This window comes from Thermoanaerobaculia bacterium (assembly GCA_018057705.1).
Classification (GTDB): Bacteria; Acidobacteriota; Thermoanaerobaculia; order Multivoradales; family JAGPDF01; genus JAGPDF01.
In genome coordinates, this window is the sequence record JAGPDF010000073.1 from 5,702 (window position 1) to 23,273 (window position 17,572).

The following is a 17,572-nucleotide window of genomic DNA, read 5'->3' on the forward strand; positions in this document are numbered from 1 at the left end:
CGCAGCCAGGGGCCGGGGCTGCGGCCGCCGAGGAGGCGCGCTTCCTCGCACGACGGCAGGGGAAGGTCGTACGAGTTCACCAGCACGCGGAGATCGGCGCCGTCGTCGAGCACCATGTCGATGAGCTCGCGATAGCAGTCTTCGATCTGCTCCAGGCGCCGCGTCAGCCGCTTCTCGACCATCGCCTCCCCGGCCGACATCCCGGCCCGGAACGGCTGCAGAAGGGCTCCCAGATCGGGGCCGAGGAGATCGTTGCCGCCGGCCGAGAAGAGCAGGGCGTCGACTTCGTAGCGATGCAGGATCTCGTTGAGGAAAGCGCGCTCGCCGCCGGCCATCACGCCGAGGATCTCGTCCTGTGTGCGTTCGAGACGCAGCAGCGACCAGTCGCGCTGCGAGGCGGGTTTGCCCTTGCGGTCGGGCGCGTCGCGGCCGGAACGAGGCTCGTCGAGATGGTCGATGACGTTCTTCTCGTGTGGATAGGAAAACCAGGAGTCACCCTGGCTCACCACCACCGGCCAGTCCGGGTGCTCGCGGATCGAGCGGTCGAAATCTCGCTGCCAGGAGCGTCGATAGGCCATCAGAAATGTCCCCCTCTACCTATCTAGTTGCCTGCCCCCCCTCGAAATGTGACAAATATTCGAGAAAAAAGAAAAAAAGCTTCCGGTAAAGGAAAATGCCGCTCGCGGGTCCCCTGTGGCTGAGCGGGGCGGGGCCGCCGGCGGGAGGGAGAAAAGCCCGCCGGAAGAAGGGGTGCCGGGTCAGATGGTCGGGGATTGAAGGAACGCTGCTACTGCCTGCCGGAACTCGTCCGTCCACACGTGACCGCCGGCAAAGGTCAGGGCTTTCGGGTGGATACCCTTTGCTTGCAACAGTTGCACGTCCGCGCTGAGCTTGTTCTGGTCGTACCACTCATCCTGGTCGCCGTGCGCGATCAGGACCCTCTCGGGGAATGGGCCGTCGTGGCGCGCAAGCTCCGGCGGGATGTCTCCGGCCAGGGCGACGACAACGGGCGGCGGGGCGCCGCCGTGGCCGGCGAGGAGCGCCGCACGCCAGGCCATCGAGGCGCCCTGGGAGAAGCCGAGGAAGGCGAGCGGCACGGTCCAGCCGATCTCGGGTCGGACGGCGTCCAGGATTCTCCTCACGTAGGCGACATTGTCTGCAATCGCCTCCTCACGCAGCTCGCGGGTCATCCAGCCGCGCAGCACCTCGCCGGTCGAACCGGCGTAGAAGGCGTGCAGCGCGTCGACGGCCAGCAGCGCCCAGCTCTGCGCGCCGGGGATGCGCTCGAGCTCGGCCAAGTGGCGGGTGGCATTCTCTCGATAGCCGTGAAAGCCGACCAGCAGCAGGGTCGCAGGCCCCGCCGGAGGCCGGAGCAGAAAACGCCCGTGCGAAGGCGTCGCGATCGTCCGGATCTGTGTTTCGGCCCCCGCCTCCTTTTCCTCACCGCCAACGCCTCCCCCGCTTTCCACATCTCCAGTCACCCTGCCGACTCCTGCCGCGGGAGGCATCAGCCGCGCCTCGTGCCTGCGGCGAGGTCGACGGCGCGCTCGTAGACGATCTCGTCGAGACCCGGGCTTCCCCCGGACTCGTCGATCAGGCGGACGAGGGCACTGCCGACGACCACTCCGTCGGCGAGCTTCGCCACGGCCGCGACCTGCGGCCGGGTCGAGATGCCGAAACCGACCGCGAGAGGCAGCCTGAGCTTCTTGCCGAGCGCCCGGACTTCGCCCGCCAGGGCCGCCGGCAGCTCGCGCTTCTCGCCAGTCACTCCGGTGCGCGAAACGTAGTAGACGAAACCGCTTCCCAGCCGCGCCACCGCTCGTACCCGGTCGCGGGTCGAGGTCGGCGCGAGGAGGAAGATGGCGTCGAGGCCGTGCGCCCGCAGCGCGTCGAGGTACTCGCCCTCGGCCTCCTCCGGCGGCAGATCGACGCACAGGACGCCATCGACGCCCGACGCTGCGGCATGCTCGGCGAAACGCGCGACGCCGTAGGCGTGAATTGGATTGAAGTAGGTGAAGAGGACGACCGGGATGCCGAGCCGCGGCTGCAGGCGGGCCACCAGCGCGAGGATCCCGACCAGGGTCGTGCCCGAGGCGAGAGCGCGCGCCGCCGCGGCCTGATTCACCGGCCCGTCGGCAATCGGATCGCTGAACGGCACTCCGAGCTCGAGGATGTCGGCCCCCGCCGCCGCGAGCGCGATGGCGAGCCGCTCGGTCGCCGCGAGATCGGGATCGCCGGCGGTGATGTAGGGGATGAACGCCGCCCGGCGCTCGCTCTTGGCGCGCGCGAAAGCCTGCGTCAGGGGACGCGCGGCGGCGGCGGCCCGGCGGGCTCCCAGAAGACTCAGGACCTTCATGCCTTCCTCCTCCCTGGCTTCGCTGCAGGTGCCGCCCCGGAAGCCGGATGTCCGGCGTCCCATCCGATGACCGACTCGAGATCCTTGTCGCCGCGTCCGGAGAGGTTCACCAGCAGCACGTGTCGGCGCGACAGCTTCGACGCCCGCTTCATCGCCTCGGCGACCGCGTGGGCGCTCTCGAGCGCCGGCAGGATTCCCTCGGTCCGGGCCAGCCGGTGGAACGCCGCGATCGCCTCCGCGTCGGTCGCGCTGGTGTACTCGACCCGGCCGAGCTGGCGCAGCAACGCGTGCTCCGGTCCGACTGCCGGATAGTCGAGCCCCGCCGAAACCGAATGAGTGGCCGCCACCTGACCGTCCGCATCCTGCAGCACCATCGTGCGCGTGCCGTGCAGCACGCCGAGCGCGCCGCCGTCGCGGGCGAAGCGCGCCGCATGCTCCCCCAGCCCCTTGCCGCGGCCGCCCGCCTCCACCCCGATGAGGCGCACGGTCGGATCCTCGAGAAAGGCCGAAAAGAGACCGATCGCGTTCGAGCCTCCGCCGACGCAGGCGATCGCGGCGTCGGGACCCTTACGCCCGGTGCGCTTCAGGATCTGGCGCTTCGCCTCCTCGCCGATCACGCGATGGAAGTCGCGCACCATGCGCGGAAACGGATCGGGTCCCAGGACGGAGCCCAGGATGTAGTGCGTCGTGCGCACGTTCGTCACCCAGTCGCGCATCGCCTCGTTGATCGCGTCCTTCAGGGTCTTCGACCCGGAAGCGACCGGCACGACCTCGGTGCCGAGGAGCCGCATTCGTTCGACGTTGGGATGCTGGCGACGCATGTCCTCCTCACCCATGTAAACGACGCAGTCGAGGCCGAGCAGAGCCGCGGCGGTCGCGGTCGCGACGCCGTGCTGGCCGGCACCGGTCTCGGCGATCACTCGCTTCTTCTTCATCGCCCGCGCGAGGAGAGCCTGACCGAGAGCGTTGTTGATCTTGTGCGCACCGGTATGCAGGAGGTCTTCGCGCTTGAGAAAGATGCGTGCCCCGCCGAGCTCGGTCGACAGGCGCTCGGCGAAGGTGAGCGGCGTCGGACGGCCGACGTAATTGTGCAGCAGCTCGTCCAGCTCCTCGCGAAAGCGCCGGTCGCGCGACAGCCTGTCGTAAGCGCGCGCCAACTCCTCGAGCGGCGCCATCAGGGTCTCGGGCGCAAATCGCCCACCGAACGGCCCGAACCGGCCGCGCTCGTCGGGTCCCGTCGACATTCTCTTCCTAAGTCCGGCCACGTTTGAGCTCCTCGAACAGCATCTTCATTCTCCGCGGATCCTTGACGCCCGGGCTGACCTCCACTCCCGAATTGACGTCGACCCCATCTGCGGCGCTCTCGGTGAGCGCCCGCCGCACGTTCTCGGGCGAGATACCGCCCGCGATGATCATCGGCTTCGGCGACCGCACCTCGCGCAGCCCCCGCCAGTCCCAGGTGATGCCGGTGCCGCCGAAGAGCTTGGCGCTCGGTGTGTCGACGAGGAAGCCCCAGACGTGCGGGTGCCGCGCGATATGCACCGGCGTCACCGGGAGGCTGCGGAAGACCTTGATCGCCCGCTTGCCGAGGACCGCCACCTCATCGGGCCACTCGTCGCCGTGCAGCTGCGCGAAGTCGAGGCCGATCGTATCCATGATCGCCATGAGCTCGCGGCTGGGGGTATTCACGAAGACGCCGACCGTGCGCACCTGGCCGCGCACCGCATCGGCGATTTCCCGCGCCTTGCCGAGCGAGAGGCTGCGAGGACTGCGTGGAAACAGATTGAGCCCCAGGAAGTCGGCGCCGAGCGCCGCGGCGATCATGGCGTCGTGGACGCGCGTGATGCCGCAGATCTTGACCAGCGGTCTCATGCGAAGAGCTCCGCGAGCTTCTCCGCCGGATTCCCGCCGAGAAGGAGGCTCTCGCCGACGAGGAAGGCGTCGAAGCCGGCGGCGCGCAGCCGCTCGACGTCGGAGCGCTTCGCGATGCCGCTCTCCGCGACGGCGAGCGCCAGCGGCGGCAGCTTCGGGCGCATGCCGATCGAATGCTCGAGATCGACCTCGAATGTGCGCAGGTCGCGGTTGTTCACTCCGATCATCTCCCACTCGGCTCCGGCGAGCAGGTCGAGATCGGACAGGTCGTGGGTCTCGACGAGCGGAGCGAGGCCGCGCTCGCGCGACGCCGCCGCCCAACCGGCGAGCTCGACGGCCGAATAGAGCGCGGCGACGAGCAGGATGGCGTCGGCCCCGGCCTCGACCGCCCAGTCGAGCTGGCGGAGGTCGACCACGAACTCCTTGGCGATCGCCGGCAGACCGCAGGCGGCCTTGCAGGCGGCGAGCAGCTCGTAGCTGCCGAAGAAGTAATCCGGCTCGACCACCACCGAGAGAGCCGCCGCCCCCGCCGCGGCGTAGGCCGCGGCCTGGGCCACCGGGTCGAACCGGCCGGCGAGCGAGCCGAGGCGAGGCGAGCCCATCTTCACCTCGGCGATGACTGCCCTACCGCGCCGTGCAGCCAGCGCCGACACGAACGGATTGTCGGGCGCGCCAGAAAGCGAAAAGCTTCCGGTAAATGAAGGTGGCGTCCGGTGCACAGGGGAGACTCCCAGGCGCTGGCGGCGGCTGGCGACGATGCGTTGCAGGATGTCGGCGGGCGGCACTGGGTTGTTTTTCCTTTACTGGAAGCTTTTCAGCGCCAGAAGTTTCGCATGCGCCGCGCCGGAGACAAGCACGGCCCTCGCCATCTCGACACCCTCGGCAATCGAGGCGGCCCTCCCGCCCACATAGAGCGCCGCGCCGGCGTTCAGGGCGACGATATCGGTGAGCGCGCCGGTCTCGCCCTCCAGCAACTCCAGCAGCCGGGTCGCGTTCTCCTCCGGAGCGCCTCCGGCGAGGGCTTCGGGCGCAGCGCGCCGGACTCCGGCCGATTCCGGAGTGAGCTCATACGTCTCGACCTCCCCTTGCCGCACTTCGGCGACGTGGGTGAGGGTCGTGGTGGTGATCTCGTCGAGGCCGTCGTCGCCGTGCACGACGAGCGCGTGCTCGCATCCCAGCGCCGCGAGGACCCGCGCCACCGGCTCGACGCGGTCACGGGCGTAGACCCCGATCAGCTGCCGGCGCGCCGCCGCAGGGTTGGTGAGTGGCCCGAGGAGGTTGAAGATCGTCCGCACGCCGAGCGCCCGCCGCACCGGCACGACGGCCCGGGTCGCGGGATGGTGCGTCGGAGCGAACAGGAACGCGATTCCGATCTCCTCGAGCTGGCGCCCGGAGGTCGCGGGCGCAACCTCGACCGGCAACCCCAGCGCGACGAGGAGATCCGCGCTCCCGGAGCGCGACGAGACCGCGCGGTTGCCGTGCTTGGCGACGGTCGCTCCCGCCGCCGCCGCGACGAACGCCGCCGCGGTCGAGATGTTGAACGTTCCGCGGCCGTCGCCACCGGTGCCGCAGGTGTCGATCACCTCGGCGATGGCGTGGGGTACGCCTCGCACCCGGGCCCGCATCGCCTCCACCGCGCCGGCGATCTCGTCCGTGGTCTCCCCTTTCATCGCCAGGGCGACGAGCAGCGCGGCGATCTGGCTCTCGGCGAGCTCGCCGTCCATGATCCGCCCGAAGAGCGCCGCGACCTCCTCGCGCCGCAGATCCTCGCGGTCGAGCAGGCGCTGGAGCAGGTGCGCCGGTTCGCTCATTCGGCGACCGCCACCGGCAGCCCGCAGCGGGCGAGGAAGTTGGTGACGATCCGCGGCCCCGCGACCGTCAGGACCGACTCGGGGTGGAACTGGACGCCCCAATAGGGCAGTTCCCGGTGCCGTAAAGCCATGACGATTCCGTCGTCGCTCCAGGCGATCGCCTCGAGCTCGGGCGGCAGGGTCGCTTCGCGCACCTCGAGCGAGTGGTAGCGCGTCGCTTCGAACGGGTTCGGGACGCCGGCGAAGATTCCCTCGCCCGAGTGCCGCACCGCCGAGGTCTTGCCGTGCATCAGCACCGGTGCGCGATCGACCGTGGCGCCGAACGACTCCCCCAGCGCCTGATGCCCGAGGCAGACGCCGAAAATCGGCAGGTCCGGGCGCCGCGCGAGCAGCGGGACGCAGACGCCGGACTCCCCGGGCCGGCCGGGGCCGGGAGAGAGCAGGATCCCGGCCGGGCGCATCGCCAGGAGCTCGTCGACCGTCGCGGCATCGTTCCGGACCACGACCGGCTCGGCTCCGGCGACCGCCAGCAGCTGCACCAGGTTGTAGGTGAACGAGTCGTAGTTGTCGATCACCAGGATCATCGTTCCAGCTCCTCGGCGAGGGCGACCGCAGCGAGAAGCGCCGCGGCCTTGTTCTCGGTCTCCTGCTCCTCCCGCCCCGGGTCGGAATCGGCGACGATGCCGGCGCCGGCAGTCACCGAGACCTCCGAACTGCCGGAGCCATCGTTCGACTTTCTGGCGACGAGCGTGCGGATCGTAATGCAGGTGTCGAGGTCGCCGGAAAAAGAGAGGTAGCCGGTGGCTCCGGCATAGAGTCCGCGCGACTCCGGCTCGAGCCGGTCGAGGATCTCGATCGCGCGGATCTTCGGCGCGCCCGAGACCGTCCCGGCGGGGAAAGCCGCCAGGAGCGCGTCGAGAGCGGACTTGCCCGGGGCGAGCTCCGCTTCGACGCTCGAAACCAGGTGAAGAACGTGCGAGTACTGTTCGACCTCGAGGAAGCTCTCGACCGAGACACTCCCCGGTGTCGCCACACGCCCCAGGTCGTTTCTCCCGAGGTCGACCAGCATCACGTGCTCGGCGCGCTCCTTCGGGTCGGCAAGGAGCTCCGCGGCGAGGGCGCGGTCAGCCTCGGCATCCGCACCGCGGCGCCGGGTGCCGGCGATCGGGCGGGTCACCAGCCGGTCGCCGGTCTTCTTGACGAGCATCTCCGGAGAGGCGCCGATGAGGGCGACCTCCGGGAACTCGAGCAGCACCATGTAGGGGCTCGGGTTCACCCGCCGCAGCGCGCGGTAGAGCGCCTCGGGCGTGGCTTCGGAAGCGAGTCGGAAGTGTCGCGCCAGGACGACCTGGAAGATGTCCCCGGCCAGAATGTGCTCCTTCGCGAGGGTCACCGCGCGCTGGAAGTCCGGCCCCGAGAGACTCGTCTCGGGAGCGCGGTCGAGGACCGGCCGCTCCTCCGGCAGCCGGATTGCGCGCACCCGGACATCGCGCGCCAGCGCGCCTTCGAGGCGGTCGAGGGCGCGTTCGGCCTCCGCCGCCGTCGTCTCGCCCTCGATCTCGTTGGCGACGAGCAGCAGTCGCTGCTGGGCATGGTCGAAAGCGATGACTTCGTCGAACCGCCCGAGGATCGCGACCGGCAGCCCCCAGGGATCGGGCGGCCGCGAAGGAATCCGCTCGACGAGCCGCACCAGATCGAAGCCGAACGTGCCGACGAAACCGCCGGCGAAAGGGACCGGCAGCTCGGGCGTCGAGTAGCCTTCGACGACCGCCCGGAGCGCGGCGAGCGGCGGTCCAGGGAGATCGCTCCTCCGGCCGTCGCGCTCCACCTCCAGGCGATCCGGATAGAGGCGATAGATCTCGCGCGGCGCGGCGCCGAGAAAGCTGAAGCGCGCCACCTGTTCGCCGCCGGTGACGCTCTCGAAGAGAAAGCGCACCGGCGAGAGCGCCTTGAGGCGCTGATAGACCGCGAGCGGCGTCACCGTCTCGGCCAGCAGCTCACGCAGGTGCGGAGTCACTCTCTTCATCTTGCCTTCTTTTCTGACGACCCTGGCCGCGGTGGCTCGCGCCGCTCGGCTTGCGTCGTTGCGGACGCAGCGCTGCTTCTCGGTAAAGGGAGGCTGTTGTCCACCGCGGGACTCGCTCGTCCCTGGTGGCGCGCGGAGAGCTCGCGGGCGAGGTCCAGCGTCGTCACGCCGTTCGCGCGCAGCAGCACGAGGAGGTGAAAGAGCAGATCGCTCGCCTCTTCGACCAGCCGTTGCTTCTGTTCGCGCCCTGAGCCTCGCGCCTCCGGCGCGGGGAGCTGCGTCCGGGAAGGCAGCGAGTCTGCCGGATGCAACGCCTCCCCTTTACCGGTCCTTTCGCCTTCCGGATCGCGAGCGTGGTGCGATGCGAGCGCGGCGATGACGACCTCGGTCGCCTCCTCGCCGACCTTCTGCGCCATGCGCTCGATGCCTTCGGCGAAGAGTCGCGCCGTGTAGCTCGCTTCCGGGTCGGCGCTGGCGCGAGCCGCGATGATGCGTTCGAGTGCTCCGAGGTCGAGACCCGCGCCCACTTCTCCGGCGGAGAAATCGGCATCGAAGCAGCTGGTGGCGCCGGTGTGGCAGGCGGGCCCTGCAGGAATCACCCGCAGGAGCAGGCTGTCGCCGTCGCAGTCGCGCTCGATCGAGACGAGCCGCAGGACGTTCCCGGAGGTCTCGCCCTTGCGCCAGAGGGCTCGTCGGCTGCGGCTCCAGAAATGCGCTTCGCCGGTCGCAAGAGTCATCGCTACGGCATCGGCGTTCGCCCAGGCGAGCATCAGGACGCGGCCGCTGAAGGCGTCCTGCGCGACCACAGGCAGGAGGCCTGCAGCGTCGTAGCGCAGGACTGCGGGGTCGAACTCTGCCAACGAAGACTCAGCGCTCACGAGACCCCCCTTACTGGAAACCCTTGTGCTGCAAGGTAGCGCTTCAACCCGGACACCGAAATCTCCTCGCGATGAAAGAGGCCGGCGGCGAGAACGGCGGCGGCGCCGGCGCCGAGCGCGGCGGCGAAGTCCTCCACCCGGCCGGCACCGCCCGAGGCGATGATCGGGATGTTCACCCGGGCGGCGGCCGCCGCAAGGAGATCGCAGTCGAAGCCGTCGCCCGTGCCGTCCCGGTCGATACTGGTCAGCAGGAGCTCACCGGCGCCGCGCTCGATCCCCTCGGCGATCCAGTCGAGCGCGTCGAGACCGGTCCGCTGACGGCCGCCCCGCGTGACGACCTCCCAACCGTCCCCGCCCTGCGCCGGCGTCCTGCGGCGCGCGTCGACGGAGAGCACGACGCACTGGCGGCCGTAGCGCTCGGCGAGCTCGGTCAGAAGGCCGGGACGCGCCACCGCTGCCGAGTTGACCGCCACCTTGTCGGCGCCGGCCGCGAGCAGATCGCGCGCATCGTCGAGGCTGCGCACTCCGCCGCCGACGGTGAGCGGAATGAAGACGCTGGCGGCGACCTCCTCGATCCAGGCGAGCGCCGGCCCGCGGCGCTCGTGCGAGGCGGCGACGTCGAGGAAGACAATCTCGTCGGCCCCCGCCGGCCCTTCGAGGCAGTAGCGCTGCGCCATTTCAGCGGGCGAACCCAGAACGGCCAGGTCCGCGAACCGCACCCCCTTCACCACCTTGCCGTCCGCGACATCGAGGCAGGGGATCACCCGGCAGGCAAGCGCCGTGGCTCCGGCGCCGCCGGCGGCACCGGCGAGCGGCGATGCCGCCGTGTTCATGCCGGCACCTCTGCCATCGAAGCGCGCAGCGCCTCGATGGCAGAGGGCAGATCGAGCCTGCCCTCGTAGAACGCCCGGCCGACGATGACTCCCGAGAGCTCGGGATGCGCAGCGGCAGCGACGATATCGCCCGCTCCGGAAACGCCTCCCGAGACGATTGCCCTCACCCCGAGAGCGCGCGCCACGCTGACCGCAAGGTCGAGATTCGGACCGTTCAGCATCCCGTCGCGGGCAATGTCCGTGACGAGCGCTTCGAGAAAAAGTCCGGTAAAGGGAAGAAGCTGCTTCAGCACCTCGTCGAGGCCCAGCGCGGTGCCCTCACGCCAGCCGGCTGCGCGAAGCTCGTCGCCGGCGAACTCGAGAGCGGGAACGATTCGACCGGGAGACTGTGCTGCCGCGCGCCCGAAGCCTGCGGGGTCGCGCACCACCATCGATCCGGCGATGACGCGATCGAACCCGCTCTCGAGAGCGGCGCGCAGCAACTCGGCGGTCCGCAAGCCACCCCCTAGCTGAAGCTTTTCGCGCTTCGCCGCCCGCGCCAGTTTCGCCAACGCACCCACTTGTCGTGGCTCTCCGAAAGCAGCGTCGAGGTCGACGATGTGCACACGCTCGGCGCCGGCTTCCTGAAAACGCGCCAGCACTTCGAGCGGGTCGGCGGCGTAGACCGTCGCTTCGGCGTCGCGCCCCTGCGCCAGGCGGACGACCTCGCCGCGCCGCAGATCGATCGAAGGTATCAGTTGCATGCGCCGTCTCCCCCGGAGAGCGCCAGGAAGTTGCGCAGCACCCGCAAACCCGCCTCGCCGCTCTTTTCGGGATGGAACTGGGTGCCGCAGATGCGGTCCCGCGCCGAGACGGCTGCGAACCTTCTGCCGTGCAGCGCGGTCGCCACGGTCTCGGTGTCCGGCTTTCCGGGGGCGCCGTCGCCTGCGTCGGCGTCGGGCGCGAAGCTGTGCACGAAGTAGACGTAGGCGTCGCTTTCGAGGCCATCGAGCAGCGGATGCGGCGAGTGCGTTTCGAGCCGGTTCCAACCGATGTGCGGCAGGGAGACGGTCGCCGGAAGCTCGGTAATCCGGCCGGCGAGCAGGGCGAGCCCGCCGGTGGCACCGAACTCGTCGCTGCCCTCGAAGAGCAGCTGGTAGCCGACGCAGATCCCGAGAAGATGAGCGCCCCCCGCGAGCGCCGCGCGCAGCGCCTCCTCGAGCGCGCCCCGAAGGCGCTCGCGGGGCGGACGGAAGGCACCCACACCGGGCAGCACGATACGGCGCGCCACGCGCACGGCGGCGGGATCCGCAGAGACGATCGGCCGCGCACCGGCCGCCGTGAGCGCGCGCGCCACGTTGCCGAGATTGCCGACGCCGAGGTCGAGGATCAGGGGTTCGGCGCTCATCGGGCGAGCGTCCCTTTGGTACTCGGGATCTCCGCGGTCGACCCGGCGCCTTCGCGCAGGGCCACCGCCTGCCGCAGAGCCACCGCCACCGCCTTGAAGCAGGCCTCGGCGACATGGTGCGGATTGCGCCCGGCCACAACGGTCAGGTGGAGCGTCAGACGCCCGCGATCGGCGAGCGCCTGGAAGAAGTCGGCGACCAGGGTGAGCGGGAACTCGCGCGTCACCCAGGCCTGCTCGAGCTCCGGCGGCAGGGTCCAGACGAAGTAGCCGCGGCCGGAGAGATCGATCACGGCCCGCGCCAGCGCCTCGTCGAGCGGCGCGTAGGCGTGCGCGAAACGCACCACGCCTCGGCGCTCGCCGAGCGCCCCGGCGAGCGCCTCGCCCAACACGAGCCCGGTGTCCTCCACCGTGTGATGCAGGTCGACCGAAGTATCACCCAGCGCCGCCAGCCGCAGACCGATTCCGGAATGCGTCGCGAGCGCCTCGAGCATGTGACCGAGAAAGCCGTTCGGAACGGTGATCGAGGTCGCTGTTCCTGACTCGAGATCCAATTCGACTTCGATTCGGGTTTCCTTCGTCTGGCGCTGGACGCTAGCTCGTCTCATCGCGGCTCCTGAAGCGAAAGGCTTCCAGTAAACGAAAAGTGACCGTTCAGCGCTCGTGCCGTGGCCCGGAGGGCCGCGCCGGTTCCGACGGAGAATCGCAGGCATCCTTCGAGGCCGGGTCCGGCGGAAACGTCGCGCACTCGAATCCCGCGCTCTGCGAGCGACCCCTTTACCAGCAGGCTTCTCTCTTTGCTGTTTCTCACCAACAGAAAATTCGCTTCGGAAGCGAAGACTTCCTCTTGGCTCGCCGCGAGCAGCGCGCGCCACTGCGCGCGCCGCGCGACGAGCAGGCGGACGCGACGCTCGACGAGCGCGGCGTTGTCGAGCGCCAGCTCGCCGGCGATGGCGCCGGCCTGGCCGAGGTTGTAGGGCAGCTTCACCTTGACGATCTCGCTCACCAGGTCCGGCGCGCCGAGAAGGTAGCCGAGGCGGAGGCCCGCGAGCGACCAGGCCTTGGAGAAGGTGCGGAAGATCACCAGGTTCGGATGCCGGGCGAGGAGTGGCCGGTAGTCGAAGCGGCAGAACTCGCCGTAGGCGTTGTCGAGCAGCAGCGGCGCGTCGGCATCCGCGAGCTTCGCCGCCCAGCGCGCGATCGTCGCCGGGGGGATCGCCTCGCCGGTCGGGTTGTTCGGCGAGGCGACGAGGACCGTCCGGCGCGGATCGCGGTCGATCTCGAGCTCGAGCTCGTCGGTCGGCAGCGCGAGGTCGGCGCGCGGTCCGATCGCCCGGTAGCGCGCGCCCGACTGGAGCGCGAAGACCGGATAGAGCCCGAAGCTCGGCGCGAGACCGAGAATCTCCCGCCCGGGACCGCCGACCGCGGCCATCGTCGCCGCGAGCAGCTCGTTCGAGCCGTTGCCGGCGAGCACGCCTTCGGGCATCCAGTCGTGGGCCGCAGCCAAACGCTCGCGCAGCCGCGCGGCATGAAAGTCCGGATAGCGCGCCCACTCGCGATCGAGCAGACGACGGGCGACCTCCTCCTTGATGCGCCGCGGCAGCTCCCACGGCACCTCGTTCTGGTCGAGCTTGAAGCGGCAGGGCGAGAGGTCGAGGGTATAGGCGCCGAGCGCCTGCACCTCGGGGCGCACGTAACGACTCATGCCCCACCTCGCCGAGCGGCGGCAGCGGCCGCGTGCGCCGGCAGCCCTTCGGCCTCGGCGAGAGCTGCCGCAGCCTTCGCGAAGCGCTCCGCCGCCGCCGGTTCGTGAACTTCGATGCGGTGGGTCCGGCGGCGAAAGCTCTCGACCGAGAGACCGGAGGCGAAGCGCGCCGTACCGCACGTCGGCAGGACGTGACTCGGGCCCGCGACATAGTCGCCGAAGACCTCGGGCGTGCGCGCGCCGACGAAGACCGCCCCGGCGCTCCCGAAGCGCGGCGCTGCCGCCTCGACCTCCGCCCCGACGAGCTGCAGGTGCTCCGGCGCGATCTCGCTGGCGAGCGCCACCGCGGCGGCGAGGTCGGCGACCAGCAGCGCGCCACCGTAGCCGCGCAGCGCGGCGAGAGCCGTGTCCGCCGTCGCGAGCGCCGGCAGCTGGCGCTCGACTGCCGACGCCACGCGCACCGCCAACCGGCGCGAAGTCGTCACGAGAAGCGCCGCGGCGCGCGGATCGTGCTCGGCCTGCGCCAGGAGATCGGCGGCGATCCACTCCGCATCGGCCTCTTCCCCGGCCACGATGACGACCTCGGAGGGGCCCATCAAGCCGTCGATGGCGACGACGCCTGCGACCTGCCGCTTCGCCGCGGTCACCCAGGCGTTGCCCGGACCCGCGATGGCGTCGACCCGTCGCACCGACTCGGTGCCGTAGGCCAGCGCCGCGACGGCATGCGCTCCGCCGACGCCCCAGATCTCGTCGACTCCGAGCCGCGCCAGCGTATAGCGCAGGACCGGCTGCGCGAGGTAGGTCCGTGCGGGCGTCGCGACCACGATCTCCGAGACCCCGGCGACCTGGGCCGGTACAGCCGTCATGATTGCGGTCGAGGGGTAGCTCGCCCGCCCTCCGGGCACGTAGAGACCGACGCGAGCGAGTGGCTGCACGACCTCCGCGAGGGTCACCCCCGCGCACTCGACGCTGAAACCGTCGCCCGCAGCCCGGAGCTGTGCGCGATGGAAGTGCCCGACGTTCTCGATCGCCAGCTCGACCGCGTCCTGGACCGCCGGCGTGACATTGCGCCAGCCGCCGTCCCCGGGGAGCGGTGCGAGCCGCAGGTCGGCCATCGTGCTGGCGGCAGCGCAGCCATCATGGGCGCGCGCCGCATCGAGCAACGCCGCGTCGCCGCCCTTGCGAATGGCGGCGACGATGCGGCGCGCCGTCTTCTCCACCCGGGTATCGAGAACGGTCGCCAGGCGCAGGGCGATGCGCCGCCGGAGCCGAAGTCCCGCTGGCCGGTCGGAGTGCACGATGCGCAGGGCTTTCATGCCGCGACTCCCGCCCGTTCCAGACGGCCCAGGAGGCCGGTGAGCTCGGCGCGCCGCATCTGCCATGCGGCACGATGGACCACGAAGCAGGGGGCGATCTCGCGCACCGGCTCGATCTCCGCGAGGCCGTGCGCCCGGAGCGTCGAGCCGCTCTGCACGATGTCGAGGATGAAGTCGGCGAGGCCCACCAGCGGCGCGAGCTCGATCGAGCCCGAGAGCTCGAGAATCTCGGCGCTCCAGGGCTGGCGCTCGAGAAAGCGCTCCGCCGTGCGGGGATACTTGGTGGCGAGCCTCACCTGCTCCCCGGCACCCGGCAGCGCTCGCCCCGCGCGGCCGATGAGCGACAGACGGCTGCGCCCCCCGGCGAGCTCGAGCGGTACGAGCAGGTCGCCATCGACCTCGTCGAGCACGTCGCGGCCGACGATGCCGCAGTCTGCGACCCCGCGCCCAACGTAGAGCGGCAGGTCGCGGTCCTTGAGCAGCAGGACTTCGAGGCCGAGCTCCGGAAAGACGTGCCAGAGCCGGCGCGAATCGCGCGCCGCCGCACTGTCGAGTCCGGAGAGATCGAGACCGCCGGCCGCGAAGGCCGCGAGCGCGGTTTCGAGGTTGCGGCCCTTGGGTAGCGCGAGGCGGATCAAGAGAGCTCCTCCTGAATTCTGGGCTCGGTCAACGCATCGAGTCGGATCGAGAATCCGACCGCGGCGACTTCGGCCCCGAGCTTGCGAAAGAGGGCGTCGTAGCGCCCGCCGCTCGCCACCGGCCGGGCACGCCCAGGGAGGTAGGCACGCAGCACCAGGCCATCGTAGTAGGACCGGAAATCGCGACCACCCGACTCTCCGGTCGCGGCGGCGATGGCGAGTGTCGAGAAGTCGGCGAACTCCGCCAGATCGATCGTGACCGCGACCGTGGGTTCGAGGCGCGCCAACTCCCGCCGCAGTTCCTCCAGCCTGGCGAGGGCGGCCGCACCGCGCACCCCGAGCGCCTCGCCCGCGCGCGGTGAGCCCTGGTCGAGGATCTCGCCGATCGCTGTCTGCACGGCGACTGCGCCGGCCGCGGCGGCCCCGCCCGATGCTGTGCCGGCGGTCGGGCTCGAGGCTCCCAGGCGCGCGGCGCCACGCTCCCGGCGCGCGACCGCCCGCGCGAGCTCTGGAGCCCGCTCGCGACCGACCGCCGCCACGAGAAGATCGTCGAGCACCCCGGCGAAGCCGAGCACGAGGTGGGCGCGCCCGCCGGTCGCCAGCGCCAGAAGACGGGCGCAGGCGAGCGCCGCCTCGCGCTCGAGCGCCGGCCCCTCCCCCTCGCTCCCGAGCAGCTCGCCGCCGATCTGATGCTGCTCGACCTCGCTCTGCGCGCCGCGCTCCGGGCAGCGCACGACGTCACCGCGATAGAACAGCTTGAGCGGCAGCTCGAGCGCCGCGAGGTGCGGCGCGAGGAGTCGGGCGAGCATCGGTGTGAAGTCCGACCGCAAGGCGAGCAGCTCGCCGTCGCGGTCGGCGAAACGGTAGAGCTCGGCACGCGCCGCAGGAGCAAGGAGCGGCTCATAGGGCGCGAAGTAGTCGACCATCGGCAGCACCGCTTCACGGAAGCCACGCGCCTCGAGCTCCGCGGAGAGCTCCGCCTCGAGCTTTCGCAGTCGCGCTGCCGACCCGAAGAGCAGCGCCTGGACTCCCGCCGGCAAGGTCGCCCTGAGCTTCACGCGCGCCCCGCTTCGAGCCCCAGCACCTGGCGCGCCAGCTCCGCCGGCAGGTCGTACCCGGTCATCGAACGGAACTGCGGAATCGCCTGAAAGAGCAGAACCTCGCGCCCGTCGATGGCCGTGAAGCCACGCCGCCGGGCCTCGGCGACCAGCGGCGTCGGGCTCTCGCCGTAAACCAGGTCGATGACGACGGCGCCCGCCGCGAGGCGCGCCACCGGCAGCGGCAGCTCGTCGCCGTCGCGCCGCCCGAGCGGCGTAGCGTGCACGTACACTTCAAAATCGTCCGCGGATCCGGCCGCGCCGTGCGAGCTCCCGAGGTCGGAGAGCGGCACGAACGGCAGCCCGAGCGCCCGTGCGGCCGCCATGCCGCGCTCGGGTCCACGATTCGCCAGCACGACCTTGGCGCCGGCGACGGCAAGTCCGAGCGCCGCCGCCCGGCCGGCGCCACCGCAGCCGACGACCGCGATCCTCCGGCCTCGCGGTTCGACGCCGCGCGCCCGCAGCGCTTCGACGACGCCTTCGGCATCGGTCGACTCCCCCTCCCAGACACCGCGTCGCGGTGTCAGGGTGTTGACCGCCTGGAGGCGTTCGGTGAGCGGGCTCGTCGCTCCGGCGACCGTGAAGGCGACCTCCTTGTGCGGCGTGGTGATCGACAGCCCCCCCAACGTGAGGCCAAGGCCGGCGATCGCCTCGCTCTCGACGATCTCGAGCCAGAAGTCGCCGAACTGCTCGACGTCGAACGGGACGTAGAGCGCCGGAATGCCCAGCGCCCGATAGGCCGCGTTGTGCAGACGCGGCGACAGCGACTTGAGCGCCGGCCGGCCCACCAACCCGAAGAGATGGCGGATTCGCGGCAGCTCCGGGAAGCCATAGTCGCGGCGCAACTGTTCCACCGACGGCTGGCCTGGCGCCGCGGCACGCGCGCCCGCCGAGCCGTAGATCACCGGAGCGCCCAGATGCGGCGCCAGGATTCGCGTCCAGAAACCGCCCTCGCCGCTCGCGAAGGCGACGACGTCCCGGCGCGGCGAGCCGGCGAGCAGCTGCAGCGGAGCGAGCTCGTCGCCGGCGGAGGCGGCCGCCGGCACCAGCTTGTAGAGCGCCGCGGGCACCGAGGACAGATGCGCGAGTCGCGACTGGAGTGCCGCGAGGGCGATCGGCGCGCCATGCCACGACACCACTCGTCGCGCGGCGGGAATCCGTGCCAGCAGCTCCGGCACCAGGTCGCGCTCGCCTTCGAGATCGACGCGATCGTAGCGCGGCCCGGCCTCGCCGATCCGCCGCAGCCGCGATTCGCGCGAGCCTTCGAAAGCGCCGCCTTCGAAGCCGCTGCGCAGGGTATAGAGAAGCTGCCCGGGGAAATGAGCGCGCAGCCAGTCCGGGTCGAGATCGCCGACCAGGTCGGCGCGCACCTCGAGCCAGTCGGCGCTTCTGCCGAGAGCTTCGAGATCACGGCCGTCCGCGGCCGGGGGTTCGGCGAGCGACGCGACGAGCAGCGCACGATCGACGCGCTGTCCCCGCTCCCCGCGCTCCTTTGTCTCCATAAAGCCAAAAACCTCCTCCCGGGTACCCGGAAGGAGGTCAGCGGAGGAGGTGCAGGTTCTCGGCTGGTCGTCCCGGGCCCGATGGGCCGGGACAAGACGCCCCGGCCTACCTAATGCGCGTGATGATGAGCAGAGCTGCGCCAGCAGCTGGAGG

At 70.8% G+C, this 17,572-nt stretch carries 19 protein-coding genes; all 19 read right to left on the bottom strand.

Annotation, left to right across the window (positions count from 1 at the left end):
- Positions 1-578, bottom strand: a 578-nt coding sequence (locus tag KBI44_17415; GenBank protein MBP9146260.1) for a hypothetical protein, incomplete at its 3' end; no start/stop codon positions are given.
- Positions 579-758: 180 nt separating this feature from the next.
- A complete protein-coding gene (locus tag KBI44_17420; protein ID MBP9146261.1) occupies positions 759-1,298 on the bottom strand; it encodes a phospholipase in 540 nt (179 codons plus the stop codon).
- A gap of 209 nt (positions 1,299-1,507) precedes the next feature.
- Positions 1,508-2,356 (bottom strand): tryptophan synthase subunit alpha, encoded by an 849-nt coding sequence (gene trpA, locus KBI44_17425; GenBank protein ID MBP9146262.1) that lies wholly within the window; start codon positions 2,354-2,356, stop codon positions 1,508-1,510.
- A complete protein-coding gene (gene trpB / locus KBI44_17430) occupies positions 2,353-3,600 on the bottom strand; it encodes a tryptophan synthase subunit beta (protein ID MBP9146263.1) in 1,248 nt (415 codons plus the stop codon). Before trpB ends, trpA begins: the two co-directional genes overlap by 4 nt.
- A gap of 7 nt (positions 3,601-3,607) precedes the next feature.
- The gene (locus tag KBI44_17435; protein MBP9146264.1) at positions 3,608-4,228 is read right to left on the bottom strand and encodes a phosphoribosylanthranilate isomerase; all 621 of its coding nucleotides are present in this window, start codon (positions 4,226-4,228) and stop codon (positions 3,608-3,610) included.
- On the bottom strand, positions 4,225-5,013 hold the full coding sequence (locus KBI44_17440; protein ID MBP9146265.1) for an indole-3-glycerol-phosphate synthase: 789 nt from the start codon (positions 5,011-5,013) through the stop codon (positions 4,225-4,227). The genes KBI44_17435 and KBI44_17440 overlap by 4 nt, the downstream gene beginning before the upstream one ends.
- 15 nt (positions 5,014-5,028) lie before the next feature.
- Positions 5,029-6,039: an anthranilate phosphoribosyltransferase gene (gene trpD, locus KBI44_17445; protein MBP9146266.1), complete on the bottom strand. Its 1,011-nt coding sequence runs from the start codon at positions 6,037-6,039 to the stop codon at positions 5,029-5,031.
- The gene (locus KBI44_17450) at positions 6,036-6,623 is read right to left on the bottom strand and encodes an aminodeoxychorismate/anthranilate synthase component II (GenBank protein MBP9146267.1); all 588 of its coding nucleotides are present in this window, start codon (positions 6,621-6,623) and stop codon (positions 6,036-6,038) included. The genes trpD and KBI44_17450 overlap by 4 nt, the downstream gene beginning before the upstream one ends.
- On the bottom strand, positions 6,620-8,065 hold the full coding sequence (locus tag KBI44_17455; protein ID MBP9146268.1) for a chorismate-binding protein: 1,446 nt from the start codon (positions 8,063-8,065) through the stop codon (positions 6,620-6,622). Before KBI44_17455 ends, KBI44_17450 begins: the two co-directional genes overlap by 4 nt.
- Positions 8,062-8,943, bottom strand: a complete 882-nt coding sequence (locus tag KBI44_17460) for a bifunctional phosphoribosyl-AMP cyclohydrolase/phosphoribosyl-ATP diphosphatase HisIE (GenBank protein MBP9146269.1) — start codon at positions 8,941-8,943, stop codon at positions 8,062-8,064. Before KBI44_17460 ends, KBI44_17455 begins: the two co-directional genes overlap by 4 nt.
- On the bottom strand, positions 8,940-9,776 hold the full coding sequence (hisF, locus tag KBI44_17465; protein ID MBP9146270.1) for an imidazole glycerol phosphate synthase subunit HisF: 837 nt from the start codon (positions 9,774-9,776) through the stop codon (positions 8,940-8,942). Before hisF ends, KBI44_17460 begins: the two co-directional genes overlap by 4 nt.
- A complete protein-coding gene (locus tag KBI44_17470) occupies positions 9,773-10,519 on the bottom strand; it encodes a 1-(5-phosphoribosyl)-5-((5-phosphoribosylamino)methylideneamino)imidazole-4-carboxamide isomerase (protein MBP9146271.1) in 747 nt (248 codons plus the stop codon). The genes hisF and KBI44_17470 overlap by 4 nt, the downstream gene beginning before the upstream one ends.
- On the bottom strand, positions 10,510-11,163 hold the full coding sequence (gene hisH, locus KBI44_17475) for an imidazole glycerol phosphate synthase subunit HisH (protein MBP9146272.1): 654 nt from the start codon (positions 11,161-11,163) through the stop codon (positions 10,510-10,512). The genes KBI44_17470 and hisH overlap by 10 nt, the downstream gene beginning before the upstream one ends.
- Entirely contained in the window at positions 11,160-11,768 is a 609-nt protein-coding gene (gene hisB / locus KBI44_17480) for an imidazoleglycerol-phosphate dehydratase HisB (protein MBP9146273.1), read from the bottom strand. The genes hisH and hisB overlap by 4 nt, the downstream gene beginning before the upstream one ends.
- Positions 11,765-12,865 (bottom strand): histidinol-phosphate aminotransferase family protein, encoded by a 1,101-nt coding sequence (locus KBI44_17485; protein MBP9146274.1) that lies wholly within the window; start codon positions 12,863-12,865, stop codon positions 11,765-11,767. Before KBI44_17485 ends, hisB begins: the two co-directional genes overlap by 4 nt.
- The gene (hisD, locus tag KBI44_17490; GenBank protein MBP9146275.1) at positions 12,862-14,181 is read right to left on the bottom strand and encodes a histidinol dehydrogenase; all 1,320 of its coding nucleotides are present in this window, start codon (positions 14,179-14,181) and stop codon (positions 12,862-12,864) included. Before hisD ends, KBI44_17485 begins: the two co-directional genes overlap by 4 nt.
- Positions 14,178-14,819 (bottom strand): ATP phosphoribosyltransferase, encoded by a 642-nt coding sequence (locus KBI44_17495; GenBank protein ID MBP9146276.1) that lies wholly within the window; start codon positions 14,817-14,819, stop codon positions 14,178-14,180. The genes hisD and KBI44_17495 overlap by 4 nt, the downstream gene beginning before the upstream one ends.
- The gene (locus KBI44_17500) at positions 14,816-15,877 is read right to left on the bottom strand and encodes an ATP phosphoribosyltransferase regulatory subunit (GenBank protein MBP9146277.1); all 1,062 of its coding nucleotides are present in this window, start codon (positions 15,875-15,877) and stop codon (positions 14,816-14,818) included. Before KBI44_17500 ends, KBI44_17495 begins: the two co-directional genes overlap by 4 nt.
- Positions 15,874-17,418 (bottom strand): type I 3-dehydroquinate dehydratase, encoded by a 1,545-nt coding sequence (locus KBI44_17505; GenBank protein MBP9146278.1) that lies wholly within the window; start codon positions 17,416-17,418, stop codon positions 15,874-15,876. Before KBI44_17505 ends, KBI44_17500 begins: the two co-directional genes overlap by 4 nt.
- Between the last annotated feature and the right edge of the window lie 154 nt (positions 17,419-17,572).

What these genes read in the sequence shown, in the direction of transcription:
- trpA (MBP9146262.1), bottom strand. Translation starts at nt 2,356, where the DNA reads ATGAAGGTCCTGAGTCTTCTGGGAGCCCGCCGGGCCGCCGCCGCCGCG.
- trpB (MBP9146263.1), bottom strand. Translation starts at nt 3,600, where the DNA reads ATGTCGACGGGACCCGACGAGCGCGGCCGGTTCGGGCCGTTCGGTGGG.
- KBI44_17435 (MBP9146264.1), bottom strand. Translation starts at nt 4,228, where the DNA reads ATGAGACCGCTGGTCAAGATCTGCGGCATCACGCGCGTCCACGACGCC.
- trpD (MBP9146266.1), bottom strand. Translation starts at nt 6,039, where the DNA reads ATGAGCGAACCGGCGCACCTGCTCCAGCGCCTGCTCGACCGCGAGGAT.
- KBI44_17450 (MBP9146267.1), bottom strand. Translation starts at nt 6,623, where the DNA reads ATGATCCTGGTGATCGACAACTACGACTCGTTCACCTACAACCTGGTG.
- KBI44_17455 (MBP9146268.1), bottom strand. Translation starts at nt 8,065, where the DNA reads ATGAAGAGAGTGACTCCGCACCTGCGTGAGCTGCTGGCCGAGACGGTG.
- hisF (MBP9146270.1), bottom strand. Translation starts at nt 9,776, where the DNA reads ATGAACACGGCGGCATCGCCGCTCGCCGGTGCCGCCGGCGGCGCCGGA.
- KBI44_17470 (MBP9146271.1), bottom strand. Translation starts at nt 10,519, where the DNA reads ATGCAACTGATACCTTCGATCGATCTGCGGCGCGGCGAGGTCGTCCGC.
- hisH (MBP9146272.1), bottom strand. Translation starts at nt 11,163, where the DNA reads ATGAGCGCCGAACCCCTGATCCTCGACCTCGGCGTCGGCAATCTCGGC.
- hisB (MBP9146273.1), bottom strand. Translation starts at nt 11,768, where the DNA reads ATGAGACGAGCTAGCGTCCAGCGCCAGACGAAGGAAACCCGAATCGAA.
- KBI44_17485 (MBP9146274.1), bottom strand. Translation starts at nt 12,865, where the DNA reads ATGAGTCGTTACGTGCGCCCCGAGGTGCAGGCGCTCGGCGCCTATACC.
- hisD (MBP9146275.1), bottom strand. Translation starts at nt 14,181, where the DNA reads ATGAAAGCCCTGCGCATCGTGCACTCCGACCGGCCAGCGGGACTTCGG.
- KBI44_17505 (MBP9146278.1), bottom strand. Translation starts at nt 17,418, where the DNA reads ATGGAGACAAAGGAGCGCGGGGAGCGGGGACAGCGCGTCGATCGTGCG.